The sequence below is a fragment of the Bradyrhizobium sp. UFLA05-112 genome (assembly GCF_053572325.1).
Map to the genome: position 1 here is coordinate 1 of NZ_JBANBK010000053.1, position 15,279 is coordinate 15,279.

Sequence of the window (15,279 nt, forward strand, 5' to 3'; positions counted from 1 at the left end):
GTTGAGGCCCTCGCCAAAAAATGGGCAGGCAAGCGCGCCAAACGCAGCTAACCCGCGGCCTGCACCGGAGGGTTACATTTGATCTTGGGGACGTTTTCTGTTCGTGAGTGAGTGAGGATAGCGAGATGGCCGAGCCGCAGACCCACGTTTTTCGCGTGTCATTAAGTCCGAAGGTTTACCGAGATTTCGAGATACTGAGCGCAAAAAATCTCTACGACTTAGCCGGAGAGATCATTCGAGTCTTCGGCTTCGATTTTGACCACGCTTTTGGCTTTTACAGCAAATTGACTGGAGATGTCTTCGGCTCGCCTGTCAGGTACGAGCTGTTCGCTGACATGGGAGAGAGTGAGGCTCGCAGCGTGAAGCGAACCCGGGTCGTCGAAGCCTTCCCGACGGTCGGCGCAAAAATGACATTCCTTTTTGACTACGGTGATAACTGGCAGTTCCGAGTTGAAGCCATCGGTCGGAACAGCAAGCAGGCAGGGGGCAAATATCCGAGGCTTCTCAAAACCATCGGAGAGGCGCCCGAGCAATACCCAGAGCCCGGACGATGAGTGACGGATCCCTATCTGTTCTGTCCTCGCCGCAAGGTACCGCTCGCTGCAGAACCAGAATCGGATCATCCGGGTCTAGGGTTGGATTCGCTCCCCCTGTACCAAGCGTACGATTTTCTACGCCGCACTTGACGGAAGTCGCTTGAGCACTCCCCGCCAATTCCGCTCACGCAGCGAAGCAGATCTGACGATCGGCGCGCAGTGGAGGCGGCCGATTTGCACGCACTTTATTTTCCCACAAGACCGCACTTGCTGCGGTCAAGTGGGCGGAACGCCTGGTCCGGTGGGACAGTCGCGACGAGCTTGACCAAATCCCACGGGCCCTTGGATTCCTCGGGCGTCTTCGCCTGAACTAGATAGAGATCGCGCACCATCCGCCGGTCGTCGCGGATGCGGCCGTTTTGCGTATAGGCATCCACAACGGGCGTAACCCTCATCTTCGCCATGACGGTCGGACCGTCATCTGAATCGGTGTCCTTGACGGCCTGGAGATAATGTCGCACGGCCGAATAGACACCCGCCTGGATCTGCGATGGCATGGCGTTCCGCCGAGCATAAAAAGCGTCGGAGAAGCGGCGAGCGGCCGGCGAGGCGTCCTCGAAGAAGCTGGTCAGGATGAGATCGCCGTGTGTGGCCTTTAAACCGACCGCGTGAATGTCGACATTCTGAAATGACATCGGCACGATCTTCATGCCTTGGGCGGCCAGCCCGAATTCTTCGGCCTGCTTGATGGCCGTGGCATTGTCGCCGGCGACATTGAGGGCCAGGATCTTGGCGCCGGATGACTGCGCCTGCAGCAGGAATGAGCCGTAGTCGGGCGTGCCGAGCTGCGCCTTGACGCTACCGGCGACCGTTCCTCCGAGTTCGGCAATCCGTGCCCGCGCCGTCGCCTCGACGGAATGTCCGAACGCATAGTCGCCGGTGATGAAGAACCACGGCTCCTTGCTTGACTGCATGATGCCCGAGACGAGCGCGGTGGCGGTGGAGTAGGCGTCGTGCGTCCATTGCACGCTGGTCGGCGCGCAAGCTTCATCGGTGAGCTGGTTGGCGCCCGCGCCGGAGATCAGAAAAACGTGGGCGTTCGCGCGCACGAGCTCCTGTACTGCGAGTGCCGCACCGGAGCTGCCGCCATCCGCAATCGCCTGGACGCCGTCGTTGAACCATTTGCGCGCGAGCGAAGCCGCAACGTCCGGCTTGTTCTGATGGTCGGCCTGCAAGATCTCGATCGGCTTGCCATTGATCCTGCCGCCGAATTCGTCCGCAGCCATCCGCGCCGCTTCAACTGAACCCAGTCCCATGGCGGTTGCAAAGATGCCGTTCATGTCCGTGAGTACGCCGATGCGAATGGCATCGCCCTTGATCTCTGCGTGGGCAACTGAGCCGGTGAGAATGAGGGCGAGTAGCAACGCAAGCGTGGACTGTGTGCGGTGGCCGGCCATGTCGTTTCCTCGATCTGTTGTTGTGAGAATTCTTCCCGTCGTCGGTCGCGACATTTGTTCCGAGAGGCCGCTATGTGGGCTCGGCGATCACCGGATTGCGCAGCGTCCCAATGCCGGAAATTTCGATTTCCACCGTGTCGCCGGCGCGCATCCACAACGGCGGCGTGCGCTTCAGGCCGACGCCGCCGGGCGTACCTGCGACGATCACGTCGCCGGGGACGAGCGGGCATATGGTCGAGATGTATGCGATTAGTTCAGGGACGGCGGTGATCATGAGATCGGTGGTCGTATTCTGCACGACATTGCCGTTGAGGCGGGTCTGGAGCGTCAGCTTGGACGGGTCAGGGATCTCGTCGGAAGTAACGAGCCAGGGCCCAAAACTGCCGCTCTCGGCAAAGGTCTTGCCGGCGAGAAACTGGCTGGTGTGGCGCTGCCAGTCGCGGACGCTACCCTCGTTGTAGCAGGCGTAACCTACGACATGTTCGAGTGCACGGCTTGTTCGGATGTGGCGGCCGGTCTTGCCGATGATCACGGCAAGCTCGCCCTCATAGTCAAAATCGTCACTGACCTTTGGCTTTATGAGCGGCTGCTCATGTCCGACCTGACTGGACGCAAAGCGGGCAAAGAGGGCCGGCTTCTCGGTGACAGCGCGACCGACCTCTGCAACGTGATCGCGATAGTTGAGGCCAACGCAGATGATCTTGTCGGGATCGGGAATCACGGGCGCAAAGGAGATATTGTCCAGAGGATGATCGGGACGGCTTGAATCCACGATCTGTGCCGCATCCGCCAACCGATCGGCTTCGAGCAGCTTGCGCAGGGTTGGGCAGCCTTCGCGCCCGAGGCGAGCGCCAAGATCCACGACGCCATCGTCCTTGAGAGCGCCGTAGCTCGAACGGCCGTCCACCGTAAAAGAAAGCAATCTCATGATAGATCCTTCACCATTCTGAAGTGGGTCGGGCCGCACTCGGCACCTCAGCAGAGGCGCACGCCGTTGCGACCAGCAGGTCGAGTTCGAGATCGCTTCGCGCCGCGCCCCGCACATATCGGTCGGGGCGAATCAGCGCCGCATGCACGTTGTGCTCTCGCAACCAGTGGGGAATATCTGCTGCGTCCTCACCGCTCAGCACGTCCATTCCCGCCTGCGTGAGCGACGCACAGGCGCGCGCGGAGAGCTCCGCGGTTCTCTCGATCAGCAGGACGGGGGCGTACCCGGTTCGATCGTCGCTACGGCGGCCATCGGTCAGCATAAATTGCGGGGCAAGCTGTCCGGCGAGCGGAAGCGCATCAATCGCGAGGCCGGGCCCGAGTAAGGGCTTGCAAACCTCCAGCTTGAGCGGCGCATTCTCGCGCGCTTGGCCAGCCGATAGACCGGTATCCATGGCCTTGGTGTTGATCACGCCGCCGAGGCGGATCGCGAGCTCGATAAACTCGCGGACATGAGGCGAACGTTCGGTCTGATAGCTGTCGAGGAGTCTCGGATAGGCACGCTCGGCAATGACCTCGCCAAGCTTCCAGGCGAGGTTCGCGACGTCGCGGATGCCGGCGCACATGCCTTGGCCCAGGAACGGTGGCGTCTGGTGTGCGGAGTCGCCGGCGAGCAGGAGGCGTCTGTAGCGCCATTGCTTGGCGATGGCCGAATGGAAGGTATAGACGGCGGCGCGTTCGATCTCGGCGTCGTCAGGCGAGATCCAGCGGGACAGCAGCTCCCAAACCTTCGGGGGCTGCGTGATCGTCTGAGCATCCTCGTCCGGATGCACGGTGATCTCCCAGCGCCGGCGCTTTCCTGTGCCGCGGATGTAAGTCGCTGGCCGGCGGGAATCGCAATGCTGGATGCTGTGGTTGCCGAGATCGGGCCGCTCGCGCTGCAGCAGAGCATCGATCACCAGCCAGCGCTCGTGAAAGCCGAGATCGTCCATGCCGGACCCGATGAAGCGCCGCACCAGCGAACGGGCTCCGTCGCAACCGACCACGAATGCCGCGCGGACCTCCGAAATTTGCCCATTTGTGAGAGTCTCATAACGCACGCGCACGCCGCGGTCGTCCTGATCGAGCGCGAACACGTCGCAGCAGTTGCGGAGCTCTACGTTGGACCAGCGCCGCAGGCCGTTGATCAGAATGTATTCGAGATCGGGTTGGTGGAAGCGATAGCTGAGATGCCAGCCCATCGCCGTGAGCTCTGGGGAGCGCGGCCAGTCCAGGATGAGCCGGCCCTCGGCGTCGACGAAGCGCATCCCGGGGCTCACATTGACATGCGGCAGGATCGCCTCGGCGAGCCCAATGGTCTGAAAGATGCGCATGCATTCGTCGTCGAAATGCACCGCGCGCGGCAGATGATAGGTTCGTGCCTCGCGCTCCAGCACCAACGTCCGCACACCGCAGAGGCCGAGCAGATTGGCGAGCGTCGCACCGACGGGACCGCGCCCGACGATCACAACATCGAAGTCCAAGCCTGTGGATCTATCTTGCATGCCCGCATCTGTTCTCCGGACGGGCCGCGACGGCAACCCCCGACGCACAGACTGTCCGCCACGCGGACGGACGGGCTAAGAGTCGATGGGAATGGCCACGGCAGCCTCCCGCAGCGGCGCGACGAAGTTGGCGAGCGCCTCATTCAAACTAAGCGCCGAGCGGATCCAGATGATCGAGATGCAGCCGAATACGATCTCGTCGCGCACGATCGCCACCGCAATCGAAGAGGTCCTTGAATTGAATTCTCCCTCGCTGCGGACGCCATATCCGCGCTCGGCAGTCTCGGCGATCATGCGCTGCAAACGCGGTTGTTCGAGAAACGGGCGATCGTCGGCTTCGTCGATACGGCGCAAATGATTGACGATTAGGTCGCGTTCGCTTGAGCCGCAGGCCGCAAGATAGGCCCTACCGGCAGACGTGCGCAGCATCGGCAACCGCCGGCCGATCATTCCCCGGTCGATCGAGAGCGGACTGCGCGAATGCGTGGTCTCCTGGATGACCATCGCCGCATTCTCGTAGGTGGAAAGGTCGACCGGCCAGACCAGGCTCTTGCTGAGGTCGGCGAGGTAAGGCGCGGCGGCCTGGCAGATCACCACGCCGGGATCGTAGCCGTCGCCGAGGCCGAGTGCCCGGCGCGTGACGCGAAAATGTGTATAAGAGACAGCCCCGCTTGAACGCGCGGACGCCTTCCGACTGCCGCGGCGGTCCGCTCCGCGTCCGCTCCTTGGACACCCCGAAATTCCTCTCTTGTCCCCGCCCGCGCCGACAATATCCTCGTTGGAAACGCGAGGCGACTGCAAGACCGTACCTTAGTGGTGTATGGCGTTGAGGCAAACTTGGCGCCTGGGGGTTGGAGCCGTGCGGTCGCCGGAGGAAATGGGATGGAAATTTGCGCACTCGGCTACATCGGGATCAAATCGCAGCAGCTCGACGACTGGAGCCAGATGGCGACCCGCCTGCTTGGCATGCAGCAGGTCGACCGCGGTGGCGCGATCCGCGCGTTCCGCATGGATGACCGCAAGCAGCGGCTGATCGTGGACGGCAGCAGCGACGCCGGCCTCGGTGTGATGGGCTGGGAAGTAGCGACCAGTGAGGACCTCGACCGCCTTGCTGCCCGCCTGGAGGATGCCAGCGTCAAGGTCAGGCGCGGTTTGCGCGCGCTCGCTGATGAGCGCCACGTCGGCGAGCTGATCTCGTTCAGCGATCCCGCCGGCAATCCGCTCGAAGCGTTCTGCAAGCCCGAACTTGCCTCCGAGCCGTTCCGGCCGGGACGGCCAATTTCGGGCTTTCGCACCGGCGCGCTGGGGATGGGCCATGCCGTGCTCAATGTCGAGGATGTCGAGGCGCTGCTGCCGTTCTACCGCGACGTGCTTGGATTCAAGGTGTCGGACTTCGGCCTGAAGCCGTATCGACTCTATTTCTTCCACGTCAACGGCCGCCATCACAGCTTCGCCATGGTCGGCTCGGGCAAGAAGGCGATGCATCATTTCATGGTTGAGGTCGGTAGCCTGGATGACGTCGGCCAAGGCTATGACCTTGCCCAGTTAGAAGAAGAGCGTATTGGCTATACGTTGGGGCGCCACACCAATGACCACATGACCTCGTTCTACGTCAGCACGCCTTGCGGCTTCTTCATCGAGTATGGCTGGGGCGGACGGGTCATTGATCCCACGAGCTGGCAGCCCCACGAGACCTTTGACGGGCCCTCGCTGTGGGGGCATGAGCGGTTGTACATGCCGGAGGAACAGCGCAAGCGTCTGCGCGAGATGCGTCTGGCGGCGGCATCGCGCGGGGTGCGCGTGCCGGATCCCAGCGTGCAGCCATTAAACTGCGCGTGGCTCGATGCGGTGATCGCGCAGGAATGATTGCCGAGTTCTGATCACCCTCCTTGGGATAGCCGGGGAATGTTGCGTGTTATCAACATCCCCTAGAGATTGTGTTAGCCTTTGGGCGCCGAGCCCTTCAAGGCATTCCATGCGGCCTGGTTGGCCTGGTCGAACGCCTTGCGGGATTCCGCGAGCGCCGCACTCAACACCGACCAGGACTCAGTGCCCGCCTGCTTTAGCTGCTGCACACGCGATTCCGCCTCGGACGCGTTGGTCTTCATCTGCTTGAGAGCTGCGTCGAAGTCGCCGGTGTGGGCCGCGGCAACTTTTCCGGCCGCCTCCCGGAACTTGTCCACTGCTTCGCCCCAGGCCTTTGCCTGCGCGGCGGCGACCTGCTTGAACGTGGCCTGCTGCTGCTCGATCTGTTTGCCGGCGCTTTCGAAGTAAGTCTTCATCTGCGCCTCGAACCCGTTCCACTGCTTCTCAAGGTCCGTCTTGGTGCGCGCCCAGGCAGCTTCGCCGGCTTGCGCTTGCGTCTTCAACTGCGCCTGGAATTCGTCGCGGCGCTCCTTCAGATCGGCGACGATCTGATCGGCTTTGACCTTGGACTCGGCCTTGGCCTCACCGGCTTTGATCTCGAACGAAGCTAGTGCGGCATCCATCTCGTCGATCCGCTCCTTGGCCCAGTTCAGATAAAAATGCATGCTGCTCTGCTGTGACATAGCCGTCTCCGTTGACTTGCTGAAGTGAAATGATCCCTGAGCTTGGCTTCGCTCGCGTTGACCTGCGTCAACCATGTCTCGGCTTGCAAGCTGCTGTGCGCCAATCAACTTGGCCCTCAAGCTGCCAGATGAGGAAAGGACATTGTCCTTTGTGGCAGGCAATTTGCTCGGGTGATGGCTGCTGCTGGCTTCGCATCACGCGCTCCGCCTCGATTGCAGCGTAGAAATCCTGCGGAGCCTTCAGCTCTGCCCTGGCGGGCAGCACGTCCTCGTTAAAGGCGTCCTCGCGCAGGCGCAAGGCCTTAGTCACGTTCTCATCTTCGGCGAGGGCGAGAAGCGTGCCTCTCGTAACATTGCGCTCCGAGCGGTTATGCCGGCGCAAGACCTCGCTGCCGTCGGGTTCATCGGTCTGGTTGCTGCTTACGGTGGGAGACATAGCTTTGACGTCCGGGTTGCGAGCCCACGACGGCATTAACGTGCCGTCGCGCGCTTCTGAAGCCGAATTGTACCGCTTTACGTGGCTGTCCAGCCGCCATCGACGGCCAGATTTGCGCCGGTGATCTGGGCAGCGTCGTCGCTGCACAGGAACAACGCGAGCGAGGCCACCTGTTCAACAGTGACGAATTCCTTGGTGAGCTGCGCTGCGAACAGGACGTCGTTAATCACCTGATCCTCTTCATGCGCCGCGCCTCCATCGTATTCGGGATTTGCTTTTCCACGAGCGGTGTCCAGACTAGCCGGGGCTGATGCAGTTGCAGGTGATCTTCGATCTGGCGAGCTCCAATGCGACTGTCTTGGTGAGACCGGCGATGCCGTGCTTGGCCGCTACATAGGCGGACTTGAACGGCGAGGCGACCAGCGAGTGCGCTGAGGCCGTGGTGATGATGCGGCCCCAACCGCGCTTCTTCATGCCGGGCACGGCAGCGCGGATGGCATGGAAGGCGGCGGAGAGGTTGATCGCGATGACCGCGTCCCACTTCTCGACCGGAAACTCCTCGATTGGAGAGACGTGCTGGATACCGGCATTGTTGACGAGGACGTCGACGCTACCAAGCGTCTTCTCGGCAAGGGAGACGAGATCGGCGATCTCTTTCGGCTTCGCCATGTCCGCGGGCGAATAGATTGCCTTTACCGCAAAATCGTGCTCGATCGCAGCGCGCTCCTTCTCGACGTCGGCCGGCGCACCCATCCCGTTGAGCACGATATTGGCACCGGCGCCCGCGAATGCGCGGGCGCACGCAAGGCCTATGCCGCTGGTTGAGCCGGTTACGACGGCCGTTTTACCCTTCAGAATTCCCATCTCGTTTACCTTATCTGTGGCTCGCAAGAAAAATCGAAGATTTGCCAGCCGGAACGTCCTTCCGGCTTCCCGCGACGTTCTTTTTAGAAGACCAGAGCTTTTTCCTCGGCCCGAAGCGAGCGTCGAACCGGTTGTTGCAGATAGTCGTGGACCACTTTCCCGAGACCGAGCGTGAGGTCTGCTAGGATGTGAACGGCGGAGACGATCTCCAGGACCGGCAACTCGGCAACGGGTGCCAGAGCGTGGGGCATCAAGGCGAGAGCTGCCGGCCCAGTCCAGGCTCCTTTCAGCACGATGTCCTCGAGGTGGTATTCGACGAGTTCGCAGATGCGCGGACTGCCATCGACGTGAGGAATGATCTTGAGCAGGAAGTTCGGCTCGTTGAGAGCGGCGTTGACGTTCGCCAGCTCGGCCTCACGGTGCTTGTAGCCCATTGTGCCCGTTGCGATCCGGACTGGACCGTAATCCAGCGTGCCGATCAGCGTGTCGATTTCGGTTCGTAAGGTCGGCTGCGCGAGCTTCTTCGGAAAACCCCAGAGCTCGCGTCCACCTGCAATGGGCCCCTCGTCGTTGAGAAACATGCAATGCGTGTAGCCGCCCTTGCGCCCGCGGAAAGAGATGGGGATGACCTGGCCGCTTTCCGTGTAATCGCCGAAGCCGTTGGAGTCCGGCATACGAATGAACTCGTATTTGACGAGTGCCTCGCGGCCGTCGATTTCGAGCGGTTCGGGCACGACTGCGCACAGCTTTGCCGGATCGGTGCGATAGGTAATGATCAGGTACTCGCGATCGGTGAACCGGTAAGGCCCCGGCGGATAGACCGGGTTGGTGAGCGGCATCGCAAAAGCCCGCTGTTTGACGTCAATTTCACGCATTCGCGTTCTCCCAAAAGGTTGGTCCGCCGAGCTACTCGCGGCCATCATGCTCAAGATCAAAGGTGAAGACGCCGTCGGGGCTGGAAGGACGAGCAAGCACCTCGGGATGACGCAGCGTGCGCAGCGCGTCGTGATAGCCAGCGCGCCAGTGGTCCTGCATCGAGAGGCGGGAGAATTCGTAGTCCTTGGAGTGGCCCTCGTGGTTCCGCGCGCGATAGATCAGGTGAACGATGTTGTAGACATTCTGGGAGACGGCCGTGCTGAGGAGCTTCACGTCCTCGTGTTCGCTGAGATCTTCGGGAAGGCGGCCTAATAGATCGGTAAGCGCGCGACGCAGGCGCTGCACACGCTTGAACTGGTCGGTGCTGGCGCGCGTACGGCTCGAATACTGGATCTCCTTATGGCGAGTGACGACTTCGGCCATGTTGCGGGGAATTTGACCGCGCGCGCTCCAGAGATCGACCTGGAACGCAAGCATGTCCTGCGCGGCGCCCCAATCGATCACCCACTGCAACGGCGTATTGGAAACGAGACCTCCGTCCCAATAATGCTCGCCCTCGATCTCCACCGCGGGAAAGCCAGGAGGCAGCGCGCCGCTCGCCATGATATGCTCCGGCCGGATCGTATGCGACGTGTTGTCGAAATAGACGAAGTTGCCAGTTCGCACGTTCACCGCACCCGCGCTAAAGCGCGTCGTTCCTGCGTTGATGCGATCGAAATCGATCAGTCGTTCCAGCGTGGTCTTGAGCGCACCGGTGTCGTAGAAGCTGGTGGCATCGCTCGTTCCATCGGCGTGAAGCCAGGGTAGAAGGGGGCGCGCGGAGAAAAATCCGGTTGCGCCGCATGCCGCAGCAAAGCCCGCGCTCATCTGGTTGATGAGATTGCGCGTATTGTCGCTGCGCGTCCAATCAAGGAGGGGACCGCCGGACCAGTTCCACGGGCCCGTCGACGTCACCTGCGCCCAGAACTCACGCAGTCGCTCGACCCGGGCTTCGGGCGGATTGCCGGCAATGATGGCAGCATTGATGGCTCCGATCGAAATGCCGGCAACCCAATCGGGGTGGATATCGGCTTCCGCCAGGGCGTCGTAGACGCCGGCCTGATATGCTCCGAGGGCGCCGCCGCCCTGCAAGAGCAGAGCGATGCAATCAAAGGGTAACCGCCGCTGAGCGGTTGTGAGGTGAGGTCGAGGTTGGAAGTTCATGACGGGCGTGCTCTTGAGTTTGCAATGGCGTGAGGCCGATGATGTCGGCTGATCGGATACGAGAAGATCGTCCGAGGTGCTGAGCAGGAGATAACTAAAGCGACCACTCCCTGAGTGGTTTCGCGTGCGTCACTGCTGCTGGCGACTCCACCTCGTGTGGCTGTTTGCCGTCAGTTTGGGGCTTCGCGCCGATATGCAGAGGTGGCCGGCCGACAGCAGTGCAGGCAGATTTGCCGTGGCGCGGGTGGTCAGTTGCCGAATCGGGCAGCGGATGGCCCGGTGGCGCATCTGGAAGCAAGCTCGCGCATGCAAGCGTGGCGACCAGGGCGAAGCTCAGGCATGCGAGCCGCGGCTCCGGTCTCAACCGACCGGCCAGATTTCGAATGATGGACACAGGTTGACCTCAGAAAGAAAATATACCGTATAGTTTATTTACTAGCGGATAGGGTGCTAAAGCAACTCACGAGGTCGTGCGTTGGTCGGTCGTGTCACCGGTCGAGCTGGGGCGACGCCTGCTTTCCGACTTTGGGCGGCTCGAGCATGACCTCCTTCAGGCGATCGCCGCTGGCGACGACGATCACGAAGTTCAATTTGCCGTCCTGCTTTATCAGTCCTCCGGCCAGCGCGTTGCCTTCGGCGGCCTTTTCGGCGACCCTCACGGCATCCGACAGCTCATGCTTGATCCACTTCAAGGCGATGATGTTGGAGAGGTCTTCTCGATCCAGCTCCTTCAACGACGAAGCAACTTCCTTATTTGTCACGCTTCCGGTGTTCGCATCTATGACGTTTTCCCAGACCCGCTCATCCTTCACTGTGCGCACGCGATAGACGGATGGACCGGGTGTCTCGAAGCTGACGTCCGCGGTCTTCGAGCCCTCATGCAGGTGCTCGGCGATCGCAATCGCCTGGCTGAGGGGCACCTGCGTCGCCCGAAATTGCTCGAGCACGCGACGAATCGCCTTCTCCTCGCTCTCGCTCTGCGCGACTGCGCCTCGACTTTCGGCGTCCACAAGCGCGCGGCTAACCTCGGCGGCCGCGCCGGTCGCGGCGAGCGTGGCAGACATTAGCAGGACGGCGAATAGGAGCTTCTTCCGCATTGGTAAGTCCTTAGTTTCAGCCACTAACGGTGACGAGTAAATTGACGTGAGGGGACGAGAAGGCATTGAGGCAAGAACCGCGCTCGCGGCTCCAATGGCACCAGCCGACAGGCCTATCCAACCTCGGACCACGAACGGATCGTCGCGGCTTCCCTTTCCGTGACTGAGTGGGCTTGTGCTCTGCTGCCGAGCTGAGCCCGCCGCGTCTCCTGTCTGGACCCGTCGGATCGGTAGCAGGCGGTCTCAGCTCCGCCATGCTTTCGCGGAGGCGTAAGTTAGTCGGTGCCGTGGCGCGACTACTGTCGGCGACATCGGTGTGCCCGGGCAGACCCGGCGGTTGTGCGGCATCGACCACGGCCGCGCCCGGGGTCTTCGAGAGAGCCCCGGCGATTGCGTTGTCCGCGAACACCGCGACGGGCTGGTTGGTGTCGATGATGGCCGCTTCTGGTTGCTTCGCATCGGAATGGATGCGGATCGGCGGGAGGACCGGGGCCGATTCTGCGAACCTGCCGGGCAGTGGCGCGGGAAGTACCCAATCCGCTGCCAGCAGCAGCAACAGCAACGCTCCCCCGACCGAGAGAAAATAACTCCGCAACGGAAGTTCGGCCTCGACCAAACTGCTCGCGTGCCGCGACAGAACGGATTTCCTGCTCATGACAGCGGGCTCCCGACGGTAGAATGACGGTGGTTCATTGTCAGATGCTCCAGGGTCGGGGACGTTTGCGCGCGAGTGCGACATCGACGTAGCCGCGCTCGTCAAGCCATTCTCTTGGGCAACAGGTGGTGGCCGCCGGGTCGCTCGTGTATCCGTCGCGCGCGAGAGCCGATCGAGTGCCCGTGAGCCCAGTCCAGATTTCACGCCCAGTGGTCGGATCGATTTCGATGACGTCGAAGACTTCGATGTAGTTCAGCATGTGGATCTCGGGCGTAATCGTCAGGCAGCGCGCCGCGCGGTTTGGTCGACATCCTCGAGCTCAACTCCCCTGCGCACGAGCTCCGACTCGACCATGTCGAATACGTATTCAACCGGTGCCAGCCAGAGCGTGACCCAACAGATAATGCAATCGCGGACGAGTAGCAGCGCCGACGTCATGGGGCAGCCCTCCGTTTGCCGGCGTATGCCAAGGCCGGTGGTTCGCGGTCGACGAGCGCGTGTACCCAGGCGAGCAATGAAATCGAGATGCCCAGTAGCAGGCTCACACCTACGAGAAACAGCGCGACGACCAGATTGAGGAACGCGACCGCAAGTGCCGGCCAGGGATTTTCCCTCGCAAGCGACAACAACAAGGTTGACATTTCCCAACTCCTAAATAAACTATACCGTATATTTCATATACAGCCTGGACCCCTAGGTCTGTCAAGTCTGCAGACTCACAAGCGTGTGTTCGGGCGAGGAACGGCGGGGATTGCGGAGCCTGAGGCTGCGCTTCTCGATCGAAAAACGGCTGCGTGAAGCAGGGAAAGGGTTCGCTATGTTCAAGTCCGCCTTTGTCTACACCGTGGTGGTGCTGGCCTCGCTCAACAGCGCGAGTGCCTTCGCACAGGAAGAGCGCGGGACGCCCGAGCAAAGGGCGGCATGTGCGCCGGACGCATTCCGATTATGTGCCAGCTACTTCCCCGACCCGACGCGGGTGGAGACCTGTCTGAGGCAACGAAAGTCGGATCTCAGCGAGGCCTGCCGATCGGTGTTCGAGCAGGGTGCGGCCGCTGCCGCGGTTAAAGCCAGATAGAGGGACGTGTGCCCGAAGCGGCGGATGGGAGCGTTTCTCGGCAAAGTCGCCGCGATTCTCGGTCCTGTCGGGCACCAAACAAGGATGAGCGCCATGAGTACAATGTATGTTCCTGCCTTGGCCGCCTTCGGCGGCTCAGCTTTTGGGGCAGTCTCGACAATCATCAGCGGGTGGATGACAAGGCGCCGGACGCTGCGCGAGCGCCACCATGCCCATGCCTTCTCGAAGCGCGAAAAGCTGTATCGTAGCTTTATCGAGGAGGCCTCGCGACTTTACGCCGACGCGCTCGTCAGCGATCGATCCGAGATCCCTGCGCTCGTGCATCTGTACGCGCTGATTGGTCGCATGCGTATTTTGTCCAGCGATGAGGTGGTTCGCGCGGCAGAGCGGGTAGGCCGTCTGATCGTCGAAGCCTACCTTGCCCCGAACAGATCATTCGTCGACTTGCCCAGTTTCATGGAAGAGATGGACCCGTTGCGAGAGTTCGGGGAAGCGTGCAGGCGCGAACTGCAGATCATTCCGTCCCGCTGAGGCCAGACGTGATGAAACGACAGCCAGCGCCTCGGAATAGTTCGTCTAGTCCGCATCGACGCATCATTGATGCGGCGGTTCGTTCATACCGCGACTTCGGATACAGGAAGACAACGGTGGCCGATGTCGCGCGAGGAGCATCGATGTCTTCGGCCAACGTCTATCGGTTCTTTCTCTCAAGGCGAGCACTTGAAGAGGCCGTCGTAGCGGAACTGCTGGAGGAAACATTCATGGCAGCTGCAACAGCGGTTCGCAGGGATGCCTCGGCTTTGCAGCGGCTAGCCGGTACCTTCAGGGCATTGTCGCAAGTGCATGATTTTCGGGTGGCGAACGACACCAGATTGCACGAACTGGTGGCTGCTGCGGTGGCTGCCAATTGGCCGGTTAGTCTTGCCTACGCCGACAGGGTCCGCGGAGTGGTGCGGTCCATCATCGCTGCTGGACAAGCCAGCGGCGAGCTTCGACCGGGCAATCCGACGGTGCTGACATGCTGTTTGCTGGAAGCGATGGATACCTATGTCAACCCGTCACAGACCAGATCGTTGACGGTCCGGCCAACCTTCGAAGAGATGATGAAGTTTTGCATGGGCGCGCTCCGCTATGGAATGCCCCTCCAATTGGTGGATGTGCAGCCTGATCTACGTCGAGCGACGGTCTACCAGAGCTAATCGGCCTGCCTACTCATGGCGTCCAGTCTGCCTCACAAGCTGCGAGAAAAAAGCCGACGCGTTCGCGCATGAAAGAGGGCAGCTCCTTTTTCAAATCTTTCGGTGGTTCGCCCACCAGAGACCGAAACAGCATCGGAAGCAGGATCAAATCCAGGAAGATCTGAGCGGTGGCGAGACTTCGCTTCCCGCTAAAGGGACCTTTGGGTGAGCGCGCGAGCCTCTGAGTTGCTTCGTTCAAAAGCTGGGAAACGGCGCTTACGGAGCGGTCTCGCGCAGCGTCGTGCACGTTGCGGCTCAACTCTGGGAAGCGCTGCGCCTCGGCAATCGTGGCGCGAACCATGCCAAGAGATTCCTCAATCACCCTTTCCACGATTGCCGTGCCAAGGCTCATGAGCTTGTCATGGAGCGTGCGGCCTTCAGGAGTGAAGCCCTCGAAATCCGTCAACCCGCTGATGGTGCGGGCTACGACCGCCGCGAACAGCGCTTCCTTGCCGGGGAAGTGGGCATAGATCGTCGGCTTGCTCGCGGGAGCCATCTCAGAAATGTCGTCGATGCTGGCGCTCCGATAGCCCTTCTCGAGAAACAGCTGCTGGGCCGCATCGAGAATGCGGGTCTGCGCGTCGCCGGCAAGATCCTTGGGCGGCCGGCCCCGCTTCGGGCTGATGGTCTTCTTCATACGTCGAACTCCCAGTCACGAGTCTGTGCGCGTCTGCTTCCGACTTGACACGGGCCTTGGAAAAATGCAAGAAAAAGAAAATATACGGTGTAGTATATTTAACGCTGCCCTGGCGGCATCGGCGGCTGCGCCGGATGGTCGGGGGCGCAAAGGGTAGGCGTTCGGCCCGATCATCCGAATCGATT

Annotated in this window: 18 protein-coding genes and 2 pseudogenes; 5 read left to right on the forward strand and 15 right to left on the reverse strand. The window is 61.4% G+C overall.

The annotated features are described in order from the left end of the window. Positions 1-125: 125 nt before the first annotated feature. Positions 126-554: an IS1096 element passenger TnpR family protein gene (locus SO180_RS27020; protein WP_449381878.1), complete on the forward strand. Its 429-nt coding sequence runs from the start codon at positions 126-128 to the stop codon at positions 552-554. 227 nt (positions 555-781) lie between these two features. Here the strand turns inward: SO180_RS27020 and SO180_RS27025 are convergent, their stop codons facing one another. From SO180_RS27025 to SO180_RS27040, 4 genes and pseudogenes are all read right to left on the reverse strand, one after another. Then, positions 782-1,993, reverse strand: a complete 1,212-nt coding sequence (locus SO180_RS27025; RefSeq protein ID WP_449381879.1) for an ABC transporter substrate-binding protein — start codon at positions 1,991-1,993, stop codon at positions 782-784. A 70-nt stretch (positions 1,994-2,063) separates the two neighbouring features. Further along, entirely contained in the window at positions 2,064-2,921 is an 858-nt protein-coding gene (locus SO180_RS27030) for a fumarylacetoacetate hydrolase family protein (RefSeq protein WP_449381880.1), read from the reverse strand. Between the two features lie 10 nt (positions 2,922-2,931). Continuing rightward, on the reverse strand, positions 2,932-4,464 hold the full coding sequence (gene mhpA / locus SO180_RS27035; RefSeq protein ID WP_449381881.1) for a bifunctional 3-(3-hydroxy-phenyl)propionate/3-hydroxycinnamic acid hydroxylase MhpA: 1,533 nt from the start codon (positions 4,462-4,464) through the stop codon (positions 2,932-2,934). A 75-nt stretch (positions 4,465-4,539) separates the two neighbouring features. Then, positions 4,540-5,197: pseudogene (locus tag SO180_RS27040) on the reverse strand (DNA-binding transcriptional regulator). 149 nt (positions 5,198-5,346) lie between these two features. On the opposite strand from SO180_RS27040, the gene SO180_RS27045 reads away from it, so the two are divergent. Then, positions 5,347-6,330 (forward strand): VOC family protein, encoded by a 984-nt coding sequence (locus SO180_RS27045; RefSeq protein WP_449381882.1) that lies wholly within the window; start codon positions 5,347-5,349, stop codon positions 6,328-6,330. A gap of 74 nt (positions 6,331-6,404) precedes the next feature. Here the strand turns inward: SO180_RS27045 and SO180_RS27050 are convergent, their stop codons facing one another. From SO180_RS27050 to SO180_RS27095, 10 genes and pseudogenes are all read right to left on the reverse strand, one after another. Further along, the gene (locus SO180_RS27050; RefSeq protein ID WP_449381883.1) at positions 6,405-7,013 is read right to left on the reverse strand and encodes a sll1863 family stress response protein; all 609 of its coding nucleotides are present in this window, start codon (positions 7,011-7,013) and stop codon (positions 6,405-6,407) included. A 67-nt stretch (positions 7,014-7,080) separates the two neighbouring features. Continuing rightward, positions 7,081-7,449, reverse strand: coding sequence for a hypothetical protein (locus SO180_RS27055; RefSeq protein ID WP_449381884.1), 369 nt, complete (start codon positions 7,447-7,449; stop codon positions 7,081-7,083). Between the two features lie 77 nt (positions 7,450-7,526). Then, positions 7,527-8,313, reverse strand: a pseudogene (locus SO180_RS27060) (3-hydroxybutyrate dehydrogenase). A gap of 83 nt (positions 8,314-8,396) precedes the next feature. Continuing rightward, positions 8,397-9,188: an acetoacetate decarboxylase gene (locus SO180_RS27065; RefSeq protein ID WP_449381885.1), complete on the reverse strand. Its 792-nt coding sequence runs from the start codon at positions 9,186-9,188 to the stop codon at positions 8,397-8,399. A gap of 31 nt (positions 9,189-9,219) precedes the next feature. Then, positions 9,220-10,392 (reverse strand): DUF3734 domain-containing protein, encoded by a 1,173-nt coding sequence (locus SO180_RS27070; RefSeq protein ID WP_449381886.1) that lies wholly within the window; start codon positions 10,390-10,392, stop codon positions 9,220-9,222. 488 nt (positions 10,393-10,880) lie between these two features. Beyond that, positions 10,881-11,489: a PepSY domain-containing protein gene (locus SO180_RS27075; RefSeq protein WP_449381887.1), complete on the reverse strand. Its 609-nt coding sequence runs from the start codon at positions 11,487-11,489 to the stop codon at positions 10,881-10,883. Between the two features lie 16 nt (positions 11,490-11,505). Beyond that, positions 11,506-12,144: a hypothetical protein gene (locus SO180_RS27080; RefSeq protein ID WP_449381888.1), complete on the reverse strand. Its 639-nt coding sequence runs from the start codon at positions 12,142-12,144 to the stop codon at positions 11,506-11,508. Positions 12,145-12,184: 40 nt separating this feature from the next. Further along, positions 12,185-12,403: a hypothetical protein gene (locus SO180_RS27085; protein ID WP_449381889.1), complete on the reverse strand. Its 219-nt coding sequence runs from the start codon at positions 12,401-12,403 to the stop codon at positions 12,185-12,187. Between the two features lie 20 nt (positions 12,404-12,423). Further along, entirely contained in the window at positions 12,424-12,582 is a 159-nt protein-coding gene (locus SO180_RS27090) for a hypothetical protein (RefSeq protein ID WP_449381890.1), read from the reverse strand. Continuing rightward, the gene (locus SO180_RS27095) at positions 12,579-12,785 is read right to left on the reverse strand and encodes a hypothetical protein (RefSeq protein WP_449381891.1); all 207 of its coding nucleotides are present in this window, start codon (positions 12,783-12,785) and stop codon (positions 12,579-12,581) included. Before SO180_RS27095 ends, SO180_RS27090 begins: the two co-directional genes overlap by 4 nt. A gap of 110 nt (positions 12,786-12,895) precedes the next feature. Here SO180_RS27095 and SO180_RS27100 point away from each other — a divergent pair, with 110 nt between their 5' ends. From SO180_RS27100 to SO180_RS27110, 3 genes are all read left to right on the forward strand, one after another. After that, positions 12,896-13,219, forward strand: coding sequence for a hypothetical protein (locus SO180_RS27100; protein ID WP_449381892.1), 324 nt, complete (start codon positions 12,896-12,898; stop codon positions 13,217-13,219). A 93-nt stretch (positions 13,220-13,312) separates the two neighbouring features. After that, positions 13,313-13,750: a hypothetical protein gene (locus SO180_RS27105; RefSeq protein WP_449381893.1), complete on the forward strand. Its 438-nt coding sequence runs from the start codon at positions 13,313-13,315 to the stop codon at positions 13,748-13,750. A gap of 11 nt (positions 13,751-13,761) precedes the next feature. Beyond that, a complete protein-coding gene (locus SO180_RS27110) occupies positions 13,762-14,418 on the forward strand; it encodes a TetR/AcrR family transcriptional regulator (RefSeq protein WP_449381924.1) in 657 nt (218 codons plus the stop codon). A gap of 13 nt (positions 14,419-14,431) precedes the next feature. Here the strand turns inward: SO180_RS27110 and SO180_RS27115 are convergent, their stop codons facing one another. Continuing rightward, the gene (locus SO180_RS27115) at positions 14,432-15,094 is read right to left on the reverse strand and encodes a TetR/AcrR family transcriptional regulator (protein WP_449381894.1); all 663 of its coding nucleotides are present in this window, start codon (positions 15,092-15,094) and stop codon (positions 14,432-14,434) included. Between the last annotated feature and the right edge of the window lie 185 nt (positions 15,095-15,279).

Excerpts from the sequence above, each read along its gene's own strand:
- SO180_RS27070 (WP_449381886.1), bottom strand. The coding sequence starts at position 10,392 with ATGAACTTCCAACCTCGACCTCACCTCACAACCGCTCAGCGGCGGTTA.
- SO180_RS27045 (WP_449381882.1), top strand. The coding sequence starts at position 5,347 with ATGGAAATTTGCGCACTCGGCTACATCGGGATCAAATCGCAGCAGCTC.
- SO180_RS27025 (WP_449381879.1), bottom strand. The coding sequence starts at position 1,993 with ATGGCCGGCCACCGCACACAGTCCACGCTTGCGTTGCTACTCGCCCTC.
- SO180_RS27105 (WP_449381893.1), top strand. The coding sequence starts at position 13,313 with ATGAGTACAATGTATGTTCCTGCCTTGGCCGCCTTCGGCGGCTCAGCT.
- SO180_RS27080 (WP_449381888.1), bottom strand. The coding sequence starts at position 12,144 with ATGAGCAGGAAATCCGTTCTGTCGCGGCACGCGAGCAGTTTGGTCGAG.
- mhpA (WP_449381881.1), bottom strand. The coding sequence starts at position 4,464 with ATGCAAGATAGATCCACAGGCTTGGACTTCGATGTTGTGATCGTCGGG.
- SO180_RS27115 (WP_449381894.1), bottom strand. The coding sequence starts at position 15,094 with ATGAAGAAGACCATCAGCCCGAAGCGGGGCCGGCCGCCCAAGGATCTT.
- SO180_RS27065 (WP_449381885.1), bottom strand. The coding sequence starts at position 9,188 with ATGCGTGAAATTGACGTCAAACAGCGGGCTTTTGCGATGCCGCTCACC.
- SO180_RS27020 (WP_449381878.1), top strand. The coding sequence starts at position 126 with ATGGCCGAGCCGCAGACCCACGTTTTTCGCGTGTCATTAAGTCCGAAG.
- SO180_RS27030 (WP_449381880.1), bottom strand. The coding sequence starts at position 2,921 with ATGAGATTGCTTTCTTTTACGGTGGACGGCCGTTCGAGCTACGGCGCT.
- SO180_RS27085 (WP_449381889.1), bottom strand. The coding sequence starts at position 12,403 with ATGCTGAACTACATCGAAGTCTTCGACGTCATCGAAATCGATCCGACC.
- SO180_RS27055 (WP_449381884.1), bottom strand. The coding sequence starts at position 7,449 with ATGTCTCCCACCGTAAGCAGCAACCAGACCGATGAACCCGACGGCAGC.
- SO180_RS27090 (WP_449381890.1), bottom strand. The coding sequence starts at position 12,582 with ATGACGTCGGCGCTGCTACTCGTCCGCGATTGCATTATCTGTTGGGTC.
- SO180_RS27050 (WP_449381883.1), bottom strand. The coding sequence starts at position 7,013 with ATGTCACAGCAGAGCAGCATGCATTTTTATCTGAACTGGGCCAAGGAG.
- SO180_RS27075 (WP_449381887.1), bottom strand. The coding sequence starts at position 11,489 with ATGCGGAAGAAGCTCCTATTCGCCGTCCTGCTAATGTCTGCCACGCTC.
- SO180_RS27095 (WP_449381891.1), bottom strand. The coding sequence starts at position 12,785 with ATGTCAACCTTGTTGTTGTCGCTTGCGAGGGAAAATCCCTGGCCGGCA.
- SO180_RS27110 (WP_449381924.1), top strand. The coding sequence starts at position 13,762 with ATGAAACGACAGCCAGCGCCTCGGAATAGTTCGTCTAGTCCGCATCGA.